This window comes from Jeongeupia wiesaeckerbachi (assembly GCF_050916355.1).
GTDB classification, from domain to species: domain Bacteria; phylum Pseudomonadota; class Gammaproteobacteria; order Burkholderiales; family Chitinibacteraceae; genus Jeongeupia; species Jeongeupia wiesaeckerbachi.
Map to the genome: position 1 here is coordinate 2,514,736 of NZ_CP136946.1, position 17,433 is coordinate 2,532,168.

A 17,433-nucleotide genomic window follows, 5' to 3' on the forward strand; every position below is an offset into this window, starting at 1 on the left:
GCCATCAAAAACCCGCCAATCGGCGGGTTTTTTCATGTAAAGCTTCGATGTCGCGTATGCGCTATGTGTTCGCGCCGACATAGGCAAAGCGCGGCACCGATTCGCCGTTGACGATGACTTCTTCAAAGAACATCGCATACGGCCGTACCCATAGGCCGAAGTCGCCGTACTGTGCGCGGTACAGCACCATCCATTCGGTGGTTTCCGAATGCCGGACCACGTCGATCACTTCGTAATTCAGGTTCTTGTAGTGGCGGTAGTGGCCGGTTTGCAGTGGTGGGCGAGGCGTCATGTTTTTTATCTCCATGTAAAAAACGGCTGGCACGCAGGGTGACCAGCCGTTGTTCCTGCGTGGCTTTGACGATTAGAGCTTGGCTTCAATCCAGGCCGGTACGCCTTGCAGGGCCGCCGGCAGGTTTTCCGGCTGGGTGCCGCCAGCCTGCGCCATGTCCGGGCGGCCGCCGCCCTTGCCGCCGACCTGGGTGGCGACGTGGTTGGCGATTTCGCCGGCCTTGATCTTGCCGGTCAGGTCCTTGGAGACGCGGGCGATGATGCTGACCTTGCCGTCGAGCGCGCTGGCCAGGATGGCGATGCCGGTGCCGACGCGATCCATCAGCTTGTCGCTCATTTCGCGCAGCGTGCCGCCGTCGATGCCATCGAGGTTGGAGATGACCACCTTGACGTCCTTGATCGTCAGCATGCCGACGCCGACCAGTTGGTCGAGCTGGCCGAAGGCCATCTGGCTCTTCAGGCCTTGCGCTTCCTTCTGCGCGGCCTTCAGTTCCGCCTGCAGCTTTTCAAGTTTGGCGACGAGTTCGCCCGGCTGCGCGCCGGCGACGCCGGTGGCGGTCTTCAGTTCGCTTTCGATCGCCTGCACCGTGGCCAGTGCGCCTTCGCCAGTGACGGCTTCGACGCGGCGGATGCCGGCGGCGACGCCCGATTCGGCGACGATCTTGAAGAAGCCGATGTCACCGGTGCGGTGCACGTGGGTGCCGCCGCACAGTTCGGTCGAGAAATCGCCCATCTTCAGTACGCGCACTTCGTCGCCATACTTCTCGCCGAACAGCGCCATTGCGCCGGCCTTGATCGCGTCGTCGTAGCTCATCAGGCCGACGTCGACGGCGTGGTTGGCCATCACGACGTGGTTGACCAGTGCTTCGATCTTGGCGATTTCTTCAGTGCTCAGCGCCTTCGGGTGGCTGAAGTCGAAACGGGTGCGTTCGAACGTGACCAGCGAGCCTTTCTGCTCGACATGGTTGCCGAGCACGTCGCGCAGCGCGGCGTGCAGCAGGTGGGTCGCGCTGTGGTTGCGCTGGGTGGCGTGGCGCTTGTGCAGGTCGATGGTCGCTGTGACGCTGTCGCCGACTTTGAGCGCGCCGCGCGCGAGTTTGCCCTGATGGCCGAACACGTCGGCTTTCACTTTCTGGGTGTCGGTGACGTCGAACAGCGCATTCAGGCCGCCGGCGACCGAAATTTCGCCGACGTCGCCGGCCTGGCCGCCGGATTCGGCGTAGAACGGCGTGTTGTCGAGGACGACGACGCCTTCGTCACCGGCATTCAGTTGCTGCACTTGTTCGCTGCCCTTGTAGAGCGCGATCACCGTCGCTTCGGTGCTGACTTCGGTGTAGCCGTGGAAGGCCGAGGCGTTGCCGTCGTAGCTGAGGCCGGCGGTCATCTTGAAGCTGCCGGCGGCGCGGCCGCGTTCCTGTTCTTCTTTCAGCTCGCGCTCGTAGCCGGCCATGTCCAGCTCGAGATTGCGCTCGCGGCAGATGTCGGCGGTCAGGTCGATCGGGAAGCCGTAGGTGCTGTGCAGCGTGAACGCGGTCTTGCCGTCGAGGACGGTCTTGCCGCCTTCGAGCGATTTTTCCAGCAGCGCCATGCCGATATCGAGCGTGCGCGCGAATTGTTCTTCCTCGGCGCGCAGCGCGTCTTCGATCCGGGCCTGACCTTCGCGCAGCTGCGGATAGGCATCGCCCATCACGCGGGCGAGGTCGTCGACCAGCTTGTGGAAGAACACGCCTTTCTGGCCGAGCTTGTAACCGTGGCGCACGGCGCGGCGGACGATGCGGCGCAGCACGTAGCCGCGGCCTTCGTTGCTCGGCAGCACGCCGTCGGCAACGAGGAAGGCGCAGGCGCGGATGTGGTCGGCGATGACCTTCAGCGACGGCGTGGTCTGGTTGTACTCGACGCCGGTTTCGCGCGCGGCGGCTTTGACCAGCTCGGCCAGCACATCGGTCTCGTAGTTGGACTTCACGCCCTGCAGCACGGTCGACAGGCGCTCAAGGCCCATGCCGGTGTCGACCGACGGCTTCGGCAGCGGATGCAGCGTGCCGGTCTCGTCGCGGTTGAACTGCATGAAGACGTTGTTCCAGATCTCCATGTAGCGGTCGCCGTCTTCATCGGGCGATCCCGGCGGGCCGCCAGCGACCGACGGGCCGTGGTCGTAGAAGATTTCGGTACACGGGCCGCAGGGGCCGGTGTCGCCCATGGTCCAGAAGTTGTCCGATGCGTATTGCGCGCCCTTGTTGTCGCCGATGCGGACGATCTTGTCGGCGGCGAGGCCGACGTCCTTGTGCCAGATGTCGAACGCTTCGTCGTCAGAGGCGTAGACGGTGACCATCAGCTTGTCTTTCGGCAGGTTCAGCCATTGCTCGCTGGTGAGGAATTCCCAGGCAAAGGTGATCGCGTCGCGCTTGAAATAGTCGCCGAAGCTGAAATTGCCCAGCATCTCGAAGAAGGTATGGTGGCGCGCGGTGTAGCCGACGTTTTCGAGGTCGTTGTGCTTGCCGCCGGCGCGCAGGCATTTCTGGCTGGTCGTCGCGCGGGTGTAGCTGCGCTTGTCAAAACCGAGGAAGCAGTCCTTGAACTGCACCATGCCCGCCACGGTGAACATGATGGTCGGGTCGTTGTTCGGCACCAGCGGGCTGGAGGCGACGACCTGGTGGTTCTTGCTGGCGAAGAAGTCGAGGAACTTCTGGCGAATCTCGGCGGTTTTCATGGGCGCTGGGCTCGGAATGCGTGCAAATTGCAAACCTTGGATTCTAAAGGAAAGCCCGTCGGGGAGGATAGCTGCGGGCTGTGTTTGTGTCTGTGAGACAGGGGAGCAAAGCGGCTGACAAAACCCAGCGAAGCGGTGCTGGCAAGGCGTGCGAAGCGCAGACAGTACAAGCAGGTACGGCAAGCGAGTACAACGCAGCCAGCAGGGTTTTGTTAGCCGCTCTTGGCGAAGCGGCGGTTGATGGCCCAGCCGATCAGCCCAAACAGCGCCATCGACCACGCCAGCGGCTTTGCCGTGCCGTCGTGGATCATGCCCATGGCGAAGGTTGCCAGCGTGGCGAGGCCGTACTGCAGCGTGCCCAGCAACGACGAGGCGCTGCCGGCGCGTTCCGGATGGTTGGCCAGCGAGGCCGCGGCGGCGTTCGGGTTGACGAAGCCGAGGCTGGTCATGAAGCAGAAGATGCCGGCCAGCAGCAGCGGCATCGTCGCGATGCCGGCAACGCCGGCAACCGCCAGCAGCATCGATGCGGCAAGCACGGCGATCAGCCCGGCACGCAGCAGCGTATAGATGCTGTTGCGCTTGAGCAGCGCGGCATTGATCTGTGACGCGGCGATCAGGCCGACCGAGTTGGCGCAGAACACCCAGCCATAGGCGCTGGGGCTCAGGTGGAACAGCTCGATCAGCACGAAGGGCGAGCCGGCGAGGTAGGCGTACAGCCCGGCCTGGGCGAAACCACCGGCGATGGCGTGGGTGCTGAAATCGCGGTCACGCAGGATTTCGACGTAAACGCGGAACACGCTGAACGGGTTGAGCGAGGTGCCCGGATCGGGCTGCCGTGTTTCCTTGAGCGTGACGATGACGGCAATCAGGCAGGCGAGGCCGAAGGCGACATTGAGGCCGAAGATCACCCGCCAGCTCGAAACCTGCAGGATGTAGCCACCGAGCAGCGGCGCGAGGATCGGCGAGACGCCCATGATCAGCATCAGCATCGAGAACGAACGCGCGGCTTCGCGCGGGTCGCAGCGGTCGCGGACGATGGCCCGTGCCAGCACGATGCCCGAACACGCGCCGAAAGCCTGAATGAATCGCCAGACCATCAGGGCATCGATGCTTTGCGCCAGCATGCAGCCGATCGAGGCGAGCGAATACAAGACCAGACCGGCCACCAGCGGTTTCTTGCGACCGAAACGGTCGCTGGCCGGACCGTAGACCAGCTGGCCGCACAGCAGGCCGACGAAAAAGGTCGTCAGCGTCAGTTGCACCGCGCCACTGCCGGCGTTGAGGCTGTGCTGGATCGCCGGGAACGCCGGCAAATACATATCGATCGATACCGAACCGATCGCGGTCAGCGTGCCGAGCAGCACCATCCAGCCGGGAATGTGGAAACGTGTGTTGGAAGTCATGCCGATATGCTGCCAGCAAACGGGAATTGTTACCTCGAAAATAATCCCGAAAGTAACTAGATGGCCAAGCCGGGCAAGGCGGTGCCGAGGATTACGGCAGGCGCAAACCCGGCCCGGTTCGTGCACGGGCACTTTGGTGCAGTCCGGTGTGCGGACGCCTTGCTGCGCAGGTTTCCAGAGTGAGGCGCTACACGGTCTTCAAGGACACCGGGTCCTCGAAGACCGTGTGCGCTGCTGCAGCGCCGAAGCAGCTGCAAAGCGCCGTGGCCGTGCCAGCCGGAGCCGCAGCTCAGTAGCCGACGGTAAAGCGGGCGCGGCTGTGCTTCGGTGTTTCGAGCTCGTCGAGCATCGCCACGGCGTAGTCCTCGACCGAAATCACGCTGTTGCCGTCGGCATCGACCAGCAACTGATCGCCACCGAGGCGGAACCGGCCGGTGCGCTCGCCCGGCTGCAACATGGCCGACGGGCTCAGCAAGGTCCAGTCGAGCGCGGTTTCGGCACGCAGCAGGTTCAGCGCTTCGCGGGCGCCGAGGGCCGACGCCTTCCATTGCTCGGGGAATGCCGGCGTGTCGACGAGTTGCACCCCCGGTGCGACCTCGAGGCTGCCTGCGCCGCCGACGACCAGCAGGCGGGCGACATCGGCCTGCTTGGTGGCGGCGACGATGGATTTGAAGCCGTCGACGAAATAGCCGAGCACATCGCTTTGCGCGTGGCCGCTGAATGCGCTGATCACCGCGTCATGACCCTTGAGCTGTGCTGCCAGCGCGGCGGTGTCCTGCACCTTGACGGCGACACCGGTCAGATTGGCGTGCGGCTGCAGTTTTTCCGGATGCTGGACCAGCGCGGTGACGCGATGGCCGCGGGCGAGGGCTTCGGCGAGCAACTTGGTACCGACGTAGCCGGTGGCTCCGATGAGGGCGATATGCATGGAAAGCTCCTTGTTGATGTCAGACGTGGGAAGCAACGAACTCGACCAAGGCGGCCGGGTCCTGGAAAAGCAGGGTGTTGGGTGTGATGACAACATCGTCGCCGCGGCGCAGCAGCAGTACCGGCACGCCGCGCAGATTGAGCTGGCGCATCAGCGTGCGGGCCTGTACGACCTGCTGCTGCAATGCCTCGGGCCAAGCCTCGGTTGCGTCCAGCGTAGCGGCATCGAGATCGAAGGCCTTGGCCAGCGCGGCACGCTGCGGAGTATCGATCAGCTCGCCGTCGACATAGCGCACGGCCTGCACCCGTTGTAGAACGTCGAGCGCAAGTTCGGGGCGCTGTTCGGCGATCAGGTGCCAGGCCAGCGTGGCTGCGGTCGAGTCGAGCACGATGTTGTCGCCGCCGAGCAGCCGGTCGCGATAGGCCTCGCTGAAGACCACGCCGGTGCGTTCGCGGATCTGCATGTCGCTCTGCCAGAAGTAAGCTTTGGCGGCCGGCACGTCGGCGGCGCCGGCGAACAGCCCGGTCGGCAGCAGGCGCAGCGGCAGCGGACTGGCGTCGCGCAGTGCGGCGAGTGCGGGGTGGGCGCCGTAGCACCAGCCGCAGCTGGGATCAAACAACAGGATCAGTTCGGTTTGCATCGGGTACTCCGGTGTATCGATGCAGCCATGATGCGCTTCGGTATTGATCGGATAAATAACTCAATCAATAATTGACTGTTAGCAAATAGAGAACAGTTTGATGGCCCATGACCTGAACCGGCTGGCGCTCTTCGCCGCTGTGGCCGAAACCGGCAGCTTCACCGCAGCGGCCGAGCGCATCGGCAAGCCGAAGTCGCAGGTCAGCCAGCAGGTCGGCCGGCTCGAAGCCGAACTGGGCGTGCGGCTGTTCACGCGGACGACGCGCAAGGTCAGCCTGACCGAGGCGGGGAGTGCGCTGTTCGACGAATGTGCACCGCTGCTGAACGAGATGCAGGCGGCGCTGGCGCGCCTCGATGCGGAGCGGCGCGAGCCGAGCGGACTGCTGCGGCTGACGGTGTCGGCCGAGTACGCGGCGACCGTGCTGGCGCCGCTGATCGTCAGCTTTGTCGAGCGTTATCCGAAGATGGAAATCGACGTCGTCACGGCCAGCGAGCAGGTCGATCTGGTCGACGCCCGGATCGATCTGGCGATCCGCATGGGCTGGCTCAAGGATTCGAGCCTGCGAGCGGTCTCGCTCGGCGATTTCGGTCAGTGGGTGGTTGCTGCGCCGGCTTATCTGCAACGGCATGGCGTGCCGCAGCGGCCGGCCGAACTGGTTTCACACCGCTGGGTGGCGCTGTCGCTGCTGCGTTTGCCGCTGCAGTGGACGTTTACGAACCCGGACGGCGGTACGGAAACGGTGCGGGTCAAGGCTGCGCTGAGGATCAATTCGACCGCCGGCTTGCAGGGGCTGGTCGCGGCAGGGGCGGGTATGTCGACCCTGCCGGATTTCATGGTGGCCGAGCAGGTCCGCACCGGCCTGCTGGTCCGGGTGCTGGCCGGTTTTGCGCTACCGCGCGCCGGCATCTATGCGGTCTATCCGGACGGCCGGCATGTACCGGTCAAGGTTCGGGCGTTCATCGATCATGTCCGTGATGCCTTGGTCGCGTCCGGCTAGCGCAAACCTTGGCCTGCAAACCTTGATGGTTTCGCAATCGCAGGCCGTAGGCCGACGCGCGGGAACGTTCAGTCGTCGCTATCGTCGCTGCCGCCGATGACCTTGTAGACAACGTCGAGCGAGAAGCCGCGACCGGCGAGAAAGCGCGCCTGTTTGGCGCGTTCCTTGGCGTCCTGCGGTGGCGTGCCGAACTTCTTTTGCCATTGAGCACGGGCCTGGGCGAACTCGTCGTCGGCGACGTCGGCAAGCGCATCGTCGATGATCGAATCGTCGACACCTTTCTGCCTCAGCTCGGCACGCAGCCGCTGCGGGCCGTAGCGTTGCGAGCGAAAGTGCGCCCATTGCTCGGCAAAACGCGTGTCCGACAGCCAGCCGCGGGCAACGAAATCGTCGAGGATCGCATCGAGTGCCGCTTCGTCGCCGTCGGCATGCGGCAGCAGCTTCTGGCGCAGTTCGAGTCGCGCATATTCACGCCGGGCGAGATGGCCGAGGGCGCGGTTGCGCAGGGTAGGTATCGTCGGGGCCATGTGGACTCACAATGAAAAACGGCCGGTAAACCGGCCGTTTGGGGTCGAACAAGGCCTTATTCGGCCAGCGCTTCGGCGTCGTCATCGACCTGGGCCGCACCGGTATCCAGCGGCAGCACCGGACCAATTTTCTCGCGCACTTTGGCGACGATCTCGGCGGCCACTTCCGGGTTGTCCTTCAGGTACTGGCGCGAGTTCTCCATGCCCTGACCGATCTTGTTGCCGTTGTAGCTGTACCAGGCGCCCGATTTCTCGACGATTTTCTGCGCGACGCCCTGTTCGATGATTTCGCCTTCACGCGAAATGCCTTCGCCGTAGAGGATGTCGAACGTGACGATGCGGAACGGCGGTGCGACCTTGTTCTTGGCGATCTTGACCTTGGTCTGGTTGCCGATGATCTCGTCGCCTTTTTTCACCGCGCCGATGCGGCGGATGTCGAGGCGAACCGAGGCGTAGAACTTGAGCGCATTGCCGCCGGTGGTGGTTTCCGGGCTCTGGCCGGGCATCATCACGCCGATCTTCATCCGCAGCTGGTTGATGAAGATCACCAGCGTGTTGGTGCGCTTGATGTTGCCGGTGAGCTTGCGCAGCGCCTGGCTCATCAGTCGCGCTTGCAGGCCGACGTGGACGTCGCCCATCTCGCCTTCGATTTCGGCCTTCGGCACCAGCGCGGCGACCGAGTCGACGACGATGATGTCGACGCCACCCGAGCGGACCAGCATGTCGGCGATTTCCAGACCCTGCTCGCCGGTGTCCGGTTGCGAGATCAGCATTTCCGGCACGTTGACGCCAAGGCGGGCGGCGTAGATCGGGTCGAGCGCGTTCTCGGCGTCGATGTAGGCGGCGGTACCACCGAGCTTCTGGATTTCGGCGACGACGTGCAGACACAGCGTCGTTTTACCCGACGATTCCGGCCCGAAGATTTCAACGATACGACCACGCGGCAGACCGCCAACGCCGAGGGCGAGGTCAAGGCCGAGCGAACCGGTCGACACGACCTGAAGGTCGTTCTCGATCTGGTTTTCGCCCATCTTCATGATGGAGCCCTTGCCGAACTGTCGTTCGATCTGCGCCAGTGCCGCGGCGAGCGCCTTGCTCTTGTTGTCGTCCATGTCCGTCAATCCGGGGTGTCGTTTATCTTGGTGCCGATTGTAGAACAATTGTTCTACGAATAAAAGATCATCGGTCGGGATTGTCGTCGGTCAGCGGCATGGCTGGCGTGGCGATTTGCAAGGGCAACAGATTTACCCAGATCAAAGCGGGGCCAACTCGATGGGCGGTGGCAAATTGCGCGCGGCATAATGCCGTCTCTTGCGGGAGGGATGTGGATGCGGGTGATCGTGCTGGGGGCTGGGGTGGTCGGTGTGACGTCGGCGTGGTTTTTGGCGCAGGCCGGGCATGAGGTGACGGTCATCGATCGCGAGCCGGAAGCCGGGCTGGAAACCAGCTACGCCAACGGCGGGCAGATTTCGGTCTGTCATGCCGAACCGTGGGCCAATCCGAAGGCGCCATGGAAAACCCTGCAATGGCTGGGCGAGGAGGACGCGCCGCTGCTGTTCCGGCTGAAAATGGACCCGGCCCAATGGCGCTGGGGCCTGCGCTTTCTGCAGGAGTGCACGCCGGCACGCGCGCGCAGCAATCTGCAGAATCTGGTGCGGCTCGGCCTATACAGCCGCGCACAGCTGCAACAGGTCCGCGCCGACACCGGTCTGCATTACGACGAACTCTCGAAGGGCATCCTGCACTACTACACCGACGAGGCCGATTTTGCCGCGGCGATTCCGGCGGCGGCGGCCATGCGCGAAATCGGCCTCGACCGCGAAGTGAAAAACGCTGCCGAGTGCATGGCGATCGAGCCGGCGCTGACCAGAAGCCGGCTGCCCATTGTCGGCGGCACGTTTACATCGACCGACGAATCGGGCGATGCGCGCAAGTTCACCCAGGAGCTCGCCAAGCTGGCAGCCAGCCGCGGCGTGGTGTTCCGTTACCAGACGCGGATTACCCGCTTGCTGCAGGCCGGTGGCCGGATCGACGGGGTCGACGTCGAGTTTGACGACGATGGCGAGGCGATGACCGAAACGCTGCGCGCCGATGCATATCTGGTCTGTCTCGGCAGCTATAGCCCGTTGCTGATGAAGCAGGTCGGCATCACGCTCGACATCTATCCGGCCAAGGGTTATTCGGCGACGATTCCGGTGAACGATGCCGATCTGGCGCCGACGGTGAGCCTGACCGATGACGGCTACAAACTGGTGTTTTCGCGCCTGGGCGACCGGCTGCGCGTGGCCGGCACCGCCGAGTTCAACGGCTACAACCTCGAACTGAACGAAGTGCGCTGCAAGGCGCTGATCGACCGGACCCGTGAAATTTTCCCGCAGATCGCCGGTTATGACGACGCCGAGTTCTGGTGCGGTCTGCGGCCGGCGACGCCGGGCAACCTGCCGTATATCGGCCGCAGCCGCATCGACAATCTGTACCTGAACACCGGCCACGGTACGCTGGGCTGGACCGAATCCTGCGGTTCGGGGCATGCGATTGCCGAGCTGATCTCGGGACGCAGACCCGAGGTTGATTTCCCTTTCCTCAAGGGGGCCTGATGCGGTGTTGCGCTGGCGGCGTGGTGAGCGGACTGGTGATGCTGGCGCTGGCCGCACAGCAGGTCGCCAGCAGGGCGCAGATCGGTGGCGACGGCCTGATCGGGCGGCGGATGTGTCAGGCATGAGGGGCGTTCTGATGCGCATCTGGCTCGTCGTTGCGGTGTTGCTGAGTGGCATGGTTCAGGCGGATACCCGCGGCATGCCCGTCACGGCGACGGTTCCCGGCAGTTGCAAGTTCAGCAACGCCGACGACGTGGTGCTCGATTTCGGCGCGCTGGTGCCCGGGCAGGGCGCGCGGCAGGTCTCGCAGTCGGTCGCGTTCACCTGCAGTACCGGCACGCAATACACCGTGGCGATGGATCTGGGGCGCAATCCGGATGGTCAGCAGCGCCGCATGCGTGGCGACAGCGGCAGCTACATTCCCTATGCCTTGAGCGCGACGCCAACAAGCGGCAACGGGCAGGGAGAGCTGACGCCGATCTCGCTGCTGCTGACCGCCAGCGTCGAGGCCGCCGCTTATGTCGACAGCCCGATCGGCAGTTACAACGACAATGTGGTGCTGACCGTTTCTCCTTGATTCGAATGTGGGTTTTACCGTATTGCATCGGTAATTTGGTACATAAATTGAATATCCCATTTGATTAAACTTGAGCAAAACCGAGTTAAATCAATCGTTTCCGGTTCGGGAACAACGGGAGTATTCAAATGAAAAAGCAGATCTGCTGGGCGCTGGGCGCCACCATGCTGATGCTGGTTGCAGGCGGCGCCTCTGCCGTTGACAAGAATGTGCAGGTCAAGGCAAAGGTCGTCGGGACCTGTGACTTTACCGACGCGAACGACGTGGTGATCGACTTCGGTACGCTGACACCGGGGGGCGGTGACCAGAGCAAGTCGGCCTCGACCAATTTCTGGTGCTCCAACGGCGTGAACTACCAGGTGTCGCTCGACAATGGCCTGAGCCCGGATGGTGGCGGCAAGCGGCAGATGGTGTTGTCTGGCGGGACACCGACCGATGTGATCGGCTATACGCTCTCGCCGGACAAGACCAGCGGCACGGCTACCGGCCAGAGCACGCCGATTCCGCTGACGCTGACCGGCGAGGTCAAGGGGACCGACTATCAGGATGCCAAGATCGGCGATTACAATGACACGGTGATTCTGACTATCGATCTGGCGCCGTGACCCTCAAAACCAAGATCAAGGCCGGCTTTGCCGGCCTGTTGTTTTTTGCTGCGACCGTTCAGGCCGCCGGGTTCGGCGTTTCGCCGGTCCGTATCGATTTCACCCCGCAGGATCGTGCCAGCGCGATCACGGTGACCAATAACAGCGACGTGATCCTGCGGGTTGCGGTGTCGCTGAAGGCCTGGCAGCAGGATACCGCCGGCAAGGATCAGTACACGCCGTCCGATGCGCTGGTGTATTTTCCGCGCCAGCTCGAACTGGCGCCGAAGGCCAGCAAGGTCATCCGTCTCGGGCCCAAGGGCGAGCGCGGTGCGCAGGAACAGGCGTTCCGTCTCTATGTGAGCGAGCAGCCCGACGCCGGCGCAAACCGACAGGGGCAGGTGGCGATGCTGGTGAGCTTCGGCGTGCCGGTCTTCGTTCAGCCGCAGCAAGCGGTACCGTCGTTCAAGGCAACGCCGGCTGCGGGCAAGGGCCGGCTTGATGTCAGGATCGACAACGACGGCAATACGACCCTCAAGATCAAGCAGGCGACCTTCTCCGACGGCACGTCGGTGGACCGCTTCGACGCCTGGTATGTGCTGCCGGGGGTATCTCGCAACTACGGCTTCAAGCTGCCCGATGCGCTGTGCAAGCAGGCCAAGCCGGCACTGACGCTGGTCTTCGACAAGAAGACCCTGACCGTGCCGCTGAGCCTGGCGTCGGGAGACTGCAAAGCCTGATGCTGCGGCGATGCTTCGGGCTGGCCCTTGCCCTGATCGCCGGCACGGCAAGCGCCGAGGCCTTGCTGGTCGCCGTGCGCATCAACGATGTTGATCGCGGTGCGCAGCGGGCCTGGCTGGCGGCTGGCGAGCTGTGGCTGGCCAGCGATGACGTTCGCCAGCTCGGGCTGAAACTCGATGGCCAGTCCGCCGAGTTCGACGGCGTGCGTTATCTGCAGCTGTCGTCGTTCAAACAGGTGCGCAGCCACTACGACCCGGATCAGCTGACCGTGTCGCTGACCATCGCGCCGGCACAGATCGGCGAGCAGACGATTTCGCTGTACGGCAAGTCCCAGCCGGCCGAGGTCTGGCGCGGCGGCGTGTCCGGCTACCTCAATTACAACATTTCGACCTTCCGCAATCCCGACGGCAGCGACGGCTACGGCTTTGCGCCGCTGGTCAATCTGTCCGCCGGCGGCTGGAATCTGCGTAGCGACCAGAACTACCAGTCGTCCGGCCGCGACGAGCGCTGGCAGCGCGTCACCACCACCGCGACCTATGACTGGCCGGACAGCATGGCGAGGCTGACGCTCGGCGACTTGGCGCCGGTGACCGGCACGCTGGGCAATGCGCCGCAACTGGCCGGGATCGGCTTCTCGCGCGTGTTTGCAATGCAACAGGATTTCGACAGCGCGCCGTCGATGTCGGCGACGGTGCCGGTAACGACGCCGTCAACGGCCGAGGTCTATCTCAACGGCGAGCGCATCCGTACCGAGAGCCTGAGCCCCGGCATGTACCAGTTCCAGGACCTGCGCTATTTCGCCGGCCTGCAGAACGTGCAGATCGTGCTGCGCGACGAATACGGCAATCGCCAGACGATCAATGTGCCGTACTACTTCGACGACAGCCTGCTCAAGGCCGGGCTCAACGATTTCAGCTACAACGCCGGCGTCTGGCGTCGGCCCGAAGGCTTCGACGATTACGGCGGACTCGCGTATTCGCTGTTCCACCGCTACGGCGTGACCGACAGTTTCACCATTGGCGCGCGGGCCGAGGGCAATCCCGATTACGACTCGGCCGGCGGGCTGGTGACGATGCGGCTCGGCCGGGCCGGCGTGCTGTCCGGCGCGTTCTCGTGGGCGCGGCACGATGATGGCAACGCCGGTGATGCGCAATACCTGGCCTATCGCTTCGACGACCGCAGCTGGAGTCTGCGCGGCTTTGCCCAGCATATCGACTCCGGTTACGTCGCCGCCGACAACAGCTTTGCACCGCCGCGCTGGAGCGGTGGTGCCGGCGGCAGCTGGGGCGCGCCGGCCTGGGGCAATTGGAGCCTCGACTGGTCGCGCCAGCTCGGCGGTGCGCTGCCGACGCAGAACCAGTGGCGACTCGGTTATTCGGTGGCACCGCTGCGCTCGGTCTCGCTGTCGATGAACCTGACGCTGGCCGATACCGGTGAAAACACCTCGCTCGGCGGCTATGTGAACCTGGCCTGGTTCTACGACAGCAGGACCACCGCGTCGGCCAGCAGCCAGCGCAGCAACGACGGCAACTGGCAGAACACCGTGGCGCTCGCGCGCTCGACGCCATTCGGCGAAGGCTGGGGCTACCGGATCAACGCGCAGCACAGCGAGACCGGCGACGAAGTCGACGGCTCGATCGACGGTCGCTTCGCGCCGGGGCAGCTGTCGCTCAGCGCCTCGCGCAACGAGGGGCAAGAGAGTGCATGGCGGGCGAGCTGGGCTGGTGCACTGGTGTATGCCGACGGCGCGGCCGAGCTGGTGCGGCAGGTCAACCAGAGCTTTGCGATCACCGAACTGCCGCTCGCCGGCGTCGCCGTCACGCAGAACGGCCAGGTGGTCGGGCGCAGCGGCGCCGACGGCCGTGTGGTGCTGCCGGATCTGTCGAATTACAACGCCCAGCAGATCGGGTTGGTGCAGAACGACCTTCCGCTCGATTACGCGGTGCCGCAACTGCGGCGCGACGTACAGCCCGCGTACAACAGCGGTCGCGTCGTCCGCTTCGAGGCCACACCGATCCGCGCGTGGGCCGGCCTGCTCGTCGACGGGCAGGACAAACCGCTGGCCAGTGCCGTGATCCGGCTGGCATTGCCCGAAGGCACGCGCAAGCTGCAGACGGCGCTCGACGGCAGTTTCTACGTCGACGAGCTGGCGGCTGGCGAGTACCGTTTCGTTGTCACCGATGCAGAGGCGCTGCGTTGCCGTGGCACGCTGGTGCTGCCGGCCGGCAACGACGTCGTCCAGCAACTGGCGCCGGTGCGCTGCGCAGGAGAGTCGTGATGGGCCGATTGTTGTTCGCGCTGTTCCTCGTGATGATCGCCCGTCTGGCGAGTGCCGGCTGCACGATCGGCTCGGGGCAGGACCCGTCGTTCGGCCAGTACAACCCCGAGTTGTCGAGCACCAGTGTGATCAACTTCTACGTCGCCATCGCCTGCGATACACCGACGTCGTACACGCTGCAGGCCGGCCCGAGCATGAGCAGTCAGAGCATCAGCAGCCGCTGGATGGTCCGCGTCGGTGGCAGCGAGCCGCTTTCCTATCAGCTGTGTGTCGGGGTCAACAACACCAGCTGCTCGACCATTTTCGGCGACGGCACCACGGGCCAACCGATCACCGGCAATGCGCCCGGCGGCGGCGCGACCAGTCTGGCCAACGCGACGGCGCTGCTCTACGGCAGCCAGCAGGTGCCGCCGGGGGATTATGCCGATATCGTACCGGTGACCTTGCTACCCTGAAGGCATTGCGCGGCCGCAATGTAGTCGTTCGGTTCCGGAACTACTGCGGCCGGAACCGGTAGAATCGCAGTCAGATTTCCCATCCACTCAATGGAGCTAAAGCATGACCAAGCTGTTCATCGAAGACTTGGCCCTCGCCGGCAAGCGTGTCCTGATCCGCGTTGACTTCAACGTGCCGGTCAAAAACGGTGTGGTCGAAAGCGACAAGCGCATCCGCGCTGCACTGCCGACGATCCGCTACGCGCTGGAGCAGGGCGCGTCGGTCGTGCTGATGAGCCACCTCGGCCGTCCGAACGGTGCGCGCGTCGAGAAATATACGCTGGCGCCGGTCGCCACCCGTCTGGCCGAGCTGCTCGGCAAGCCGGTTGCCTTCCTCAACGACTGCGTCGGCCCGGAAGTCGAAGCCGCCGTCGCCAAGCTGCAAGCCGGTCAGGTTGCACTGCTCGAAAACGTGCGCTTCCACATCGAGGAAGAAGGCAAGGCCAAGGATGCCGACGGCAATAGCGTCAAGGCCGATCCGGCTGCCGTCGAAGCGTTCCGCGCTTCGCTGTCGAAGCTCGGCGACGTGTTCGTCAACGACGCTTTCGGCACCGCGCACCGTGCGCACTCGTCGGTCGTCGGCGTCAACCTGCCGCGCGCTGCGGGTTATCTGCTGAAGAAAGAACTCGAATTCCTCGGCGACGCGGTCGATCGTCCGGTGCGTCCGTTCGTGGCGATCATCGGCGGCTCGAAGATCTCGGGCAAGATCGACGTGATCCAGGCATTGCTGCCCAAGGTCGACAAGCTGATCATCGGCGGCGGCATGGCGTTCACCTTCCTCAAGGCCAAGGGTCTGGAGATCGGCAACTCGCTGTGTGAAAACGACCGCGTCGAACTGGCGCGCGAGCTGATGGCCGCCGCCGGCGACAAGCTCGAACTGCCGTCGGATACCATGATCACCAAGCACCTGGACTTCGACGCCCGCACGCTCGACGGTCTGGTCCAGGTCGATTCGACCGCGATTCCGGCCGATCAGGAAGGCGTCGACATCGGTGAAGCATCGCGCAAGCGTTTCGCCGACATCATCAAATCCGCCAAGACGGTGCTGTGGAACGGCCCGATGGGCGTGTTCGAAATCGACGAAAGCGCGCAAGGTACGTTCGCCGTGGCGCATGCGCTGGCCGAAGCAACCGCCACCGGTGCGATCACCGTCGTCGGCGGTGGCGACTCGGTCGCCGCGGTCGAGAAGGCCGGTCTGGAAGACAAGGTGTCGCATGTGTCGACCGGTGGCGGCGCTTCGCTCGAATTCCTCGAAGGCAAGGCACTGCCGGGCGTCGTCGCGCTGAGCGACAAGTAAGCGTTTCCCGCTTCGCCACGAAAAACCGCAGCTTCGGCTGCGGTTTTTTTATGCCTTGCATACCTGCGAACGCCCAGTCGACCGATGAATCGCCAATCGAAGCGCGGTGCGAAATACCGCGCTTCGCATGCCTACGTGCTTCTCGGCGGCAATCGGCGCAATACCGGCTCCCGGCGGCACGGGCAAGTTCATGCCTTCTTGGAAGCAATTGCCTGAACTACCGCGCCAAGACCCGTGTGGTAAATGCCTTCCACCACATCGCGTTCCAGTTCGAGCAGATGATCAAACACCAAACCATCCAGTTCGAGCAGCAAGGACGCTTTGCTTGTCATCGTATCCGCCGACTTGCCCCCGCCAGTGCCATGTTTCAACTGCTCCGGCGTGTAGGCCTCGACAAGAAAGACACCACCGGGTTTCAGCCCCGCGATGATCTTCGTGTGCAATTCTTTTCTGAGCGCCGATGGCAAAGGGAAAAAAATCGAGACGATCCCGTCCCACTGCTCGTCGCCGAGGTCAAAATCAGCCAGATCCGCATGAATCAGCTCGATTTCAACGCCATTGTCCTCGGCCAGTTTCCTGGCTTTGTTCAAGCCGACCCGGGACGCATCAACGGCGGTGACCGAGTAGCCTTGCTTTGCAAGAAACACCGCATTCCGGCCTTCGCCCTCGGCCAGACTGAGCACTTTACCTTTGGGAATGGCCTTGTAGTTTTCTGCCAGAAAACCGTTCGGCGCGGTGCCGTATGCATATTCCGGCGTGTTGTATCGTTCGTCCCACATGGCTGCTCCGGTGATGGTGTCAAATCAAAGGGATATAACGTTGCTTTTAATGGGACGATCTGCGCACTTCGGTAGAACGAAGCGTTAGGGGACATTGCGGTAGGCGTGGCAGATTTGTTCTGCCGAGCTGGCCGATACCGTATGAGTCCGGCATGCCGCCGTTGCCACGGCCTCAGCCGAATTGCAGCATCTCGCCATCGCGATCGAAGGCGAGAAACTGGCCGACGTGACCTTGCTTGATCATGCCGACCATCCGTTCCAGCGGCTCGCTGGCATCGTCGTTGCTTGGCGCCCGGCCGGCGTGGCCACCGAGGCTGGCGGCAAAGCCGATGTCCCAGCTTTGCCCGATCCGGGCCGACTCGGTCTTGAGCTGGGCGAAATCGGCGATCTCGGCCGGCAGTTTGTCAACGCACATCACCGGTTCGAGCGTGCCGCCTTCACCGCGCTCGAAGCGGGATTTTTCTTCGGCCGTCGCGTCGGCCGGCAGCTCGGCGCGGGTGAAAACGAACAACAGCCGTTGCGGTTCGGGCTGCTGGCCGGCGGCGTTCAGGAAATCGGCGAAGCTGGCAATCTGCATGGGGCATCCTTGGTGA

The 17,433-nt window shown here is 63.8% G+C and carries 18 protein-coding genes; 9 read left to right on the forward strand and 9 right to left on the reverse strand.

Annotated features, from left to right (window positions below):
- Positions 1 to 61 precede the first annotated feature (61 nt).
- From R0382_RS12370 to R0382_RS12390, 5 genes are all read right to left on the reverse strand, one after another.
- Entirely contained in the window at positions 62 to 292 is a 231-nt protein-coding gene (locus R0382_RS12370; protein WP_432719898.1) for a DUF1653 domain-containing protein, read from the reverse strand.
- 72 nt (positions 293 to 364) lie between these two features.
- Positions 365 to 2,998, reverse strand: a complete 2,634-nt coding sequence (alaS, locus tag R0382_RS12375) for an alanine--tRNA ligase (protein WP_432719899.1) — start codon at positions 2,996 to 2,998, stop codon at positions 365 to 367.
- A gap of 212 nt (positions 2,999 to 3,210) precedes the next feature.
- On the reverse strand, positions 3,211 to 4,401 hold the full coding sequence (locus tag R0382_RS12380; RefSeq protein ID WP_432719900.1) for a multidrug effflux MFS transporter: 1,191 nt from the start codon (positions 4,399 to 4,401) through the stop codon (positions 3,211 to 3,213).
- Positions 4,402 to 4,690: 289 nt separating this feature from the next.
- Positions 4,691 to 5,329, reverse strand: coding sequence for an NAD(P)-dependent oxidoreductase (locus R0382_RS12385; RefSeq protein ID WP_432719902.1), 639 nt, complete (start codon positions 5,327 to 5,329; stop codon positions 4,691 to 4,693).
- A gap of 19 nt (positions 5,330 to 5,348) precedes the next feature.
- Entirely contained in the window at positions 5,349 to 5,969 is a 621-nt protein-coding gene (locus tag R0382_RS12390) for a DsbA family protein (RefSeq protein WP_432719904.1), read from the reverse strand.
- Positions 5,970 to 6,069: 100 nt separating this feature from the next.
- Between R0382_RS12390 and R0382_RS12395 the strand changes: the two genes are divergently transcribed.
- On the forward strand, positions 6,070 to 6,966 hold the full coding sequence (locus R0382_RS12395; RefSeq protein ID WP_432719905.1) for a LysR family transcriptional regulator: 897 nt from the start codon (positions 6,070 to 6,072) through the stop codon (positions 6,964 to 6,966).
- A gap of 68 nt (positions 6,967 to 7,034) precedes the next feature.
- Here the strand turns inward: R0382_RS12395 and recX are convergent, their stop codons facing one another.
- Together recX and recA are read right to left on the reverse strand one after the other, a co-directional pair.
- Positions 7,035 to 7,493 (reverse strand): recombination regulator RecX, encoded by a 459-nt coding sequence (recX, locus tag R0382_RS12400; protein ID WP_432719906.1) that lies wholly within the window; start codon positions 7,491 to 7,493, stop codon positions 7,035 to 7,037.
- 56 nt (positions 7,494 to 7,549) lie between these two features.
- Positions 7,550 to 8,605, reverse strand: a complete 1,056-nt coding sequence (recA, locus tag R0382_RS12405; protein ID WP_432719907.1) for a recombinase RecA — start codon at positions 8,603 to 8,605, stop codon at positions 7,550 to 7,552.
- 210 nt (positions 8,606 to 8,815) lie between these two features.
- Here recA and R0382_RS12410 point away from each other — a divergent pair, with 210 nt between their 5' ends.
- The 8 genes from R0382_RS12410 (at position 8,816) to R0382_RS12445 (ending at position 16,061) form a co-directional block, all read left to right on the forward strand.
- The gene (locus R0382_RS12410; RefSeq protein ID WP_432724165.1) at positions 8,816 to 10,090 is read left to right on the forward strand and encodes a D-amino acid dehydrogenase; all 1,275 of its coding nucleotides are present in this window, start codon (positions 8,816 to 8,818) and stop codon (positions 10,088 to 10,090) included.
- Positions 10,090 to 10,215, forward strand: a complete 126-nt coding sequence (locus R0382_RS12415; protein ID WP_432719909.1) for a hypothetical protein — start codon at positions 10,090 to 10,092, stop codon at positions 10,213 to 10,215. Before R0382_RS12410 ends, R0382_RS12415 begins: the two co-directional genes overlap by 1 nt.
- Positions 10,212 to 10,667, forward strand: coding sequence for a spore coat protein U domain-containing protein (locus R0382_RS12420; protein ID WP_432719910.1), 456 nt, complete (start codon positions 10,212 to 10,214; stop codon positions 10,665 to 10,667). Before R0382_RS12415 ends, R0382_RS12420 begins: the two co-directional genes overlap by 4 nt.
- Before the next feature lie 128 nt (positions 10,668 to 10,795).
- Positions 10,796 to 11,272, forward strand: a complete 477-nt coding sequence (locus R0382_RS12425) for a spore coat protein U domain-containing protein (RefSeq protein ID WP_432719911.1) — start codon at positions 10,796 to 10,798, stop codon at positions 11,270 to 11,272.
- Positions 11,269 to 11,991, forward strand: a complete 723-nt coding sequence (locus R0382_RS12430) for a fimbrial biogenesis chaperone (protein ID WP_432719912.1) — start codon at positions 11,269 to 11,271, stop codon at positions 11,989 to 11,991. The genes R0382_RS12425 and R0382_RS12430 overlap by 4 nt, the downstream gene beginning before the upstream one ends.
- The gene (locus R0382_RS12435; protein ID WP_432719914.1) at positions 11,991 to 14,270 is read left to right on the forward strand and encodes a fimbria/pilus outer membrane usher protein; all 2,280 of its coding nucleotides are present in this window, start codon (positions 11,991 to 11,993) and stop codon (positions 14,268 to 14,270) included. The genes R0382_RS12430 and R0382_RS12435 overlap by 1 nt, the downstream gene beginning before the upstream one ends.
- Complete coding sequence (locus R0382_RS12440) at positions 14,270 to 14,725, forward strand: spore coat protein U domain-containing protein (RefSeq protein ID WP_432719916.1); 456 nt, start codon at positions 14,270 to 14,272, stop codon at positions 14,723 to 14,725. Before R0382_RS12435 ends, R0382_RS12440 begins: the two co-directional genes overlap by 1 nt.
- Positions 14,726 to 14,828: 103 nt before the next feature.
- Entirely contained in the window at positions 14,829 to 16,061 is a 1,233-nt protein-coding gene (locus R0382_RS12445; RefSeq protein ID WP_432719917.1) for a phosphoglycerate kinase, read from the forward strand.
- A 188-nt stretch (positions 16,062 to 16,249) separates the two neighbouring features.
- Here R0382_RS12445 and R0382_RS12450 read toward each other — a convergent pair whose 3' ends face one another.
- Positions 16,250 to 16,840, reverse strand: a complete 591-nt coding sequence (locus R0382_RS12450) for a class I SAM-dependent methyltransferase (protein ID WP_432719918.1) — start codon at positions 16,838 to 16,840, stop codon at positions 16,250 to 16,252.
- A gap of 172 nt (positions 16,841 to 17,012) precedes the next feature.
- Positions 17,013 to 17,417 carry a ribonucleotide reductase subunit alpha gene (locus R0382_RS12455; RefSeq protein WP_432719919.1) on the reverse strand — a complete coding sequence of 135 codons (405 nt, stop codon included), beginning with the start codon at positions 17,415 to 17,417 and terminating at the stop codon, positions 17,013 to 17,015.
- Positions 17,418 to 17,433 lie beyond the last annotated feature (16 nt).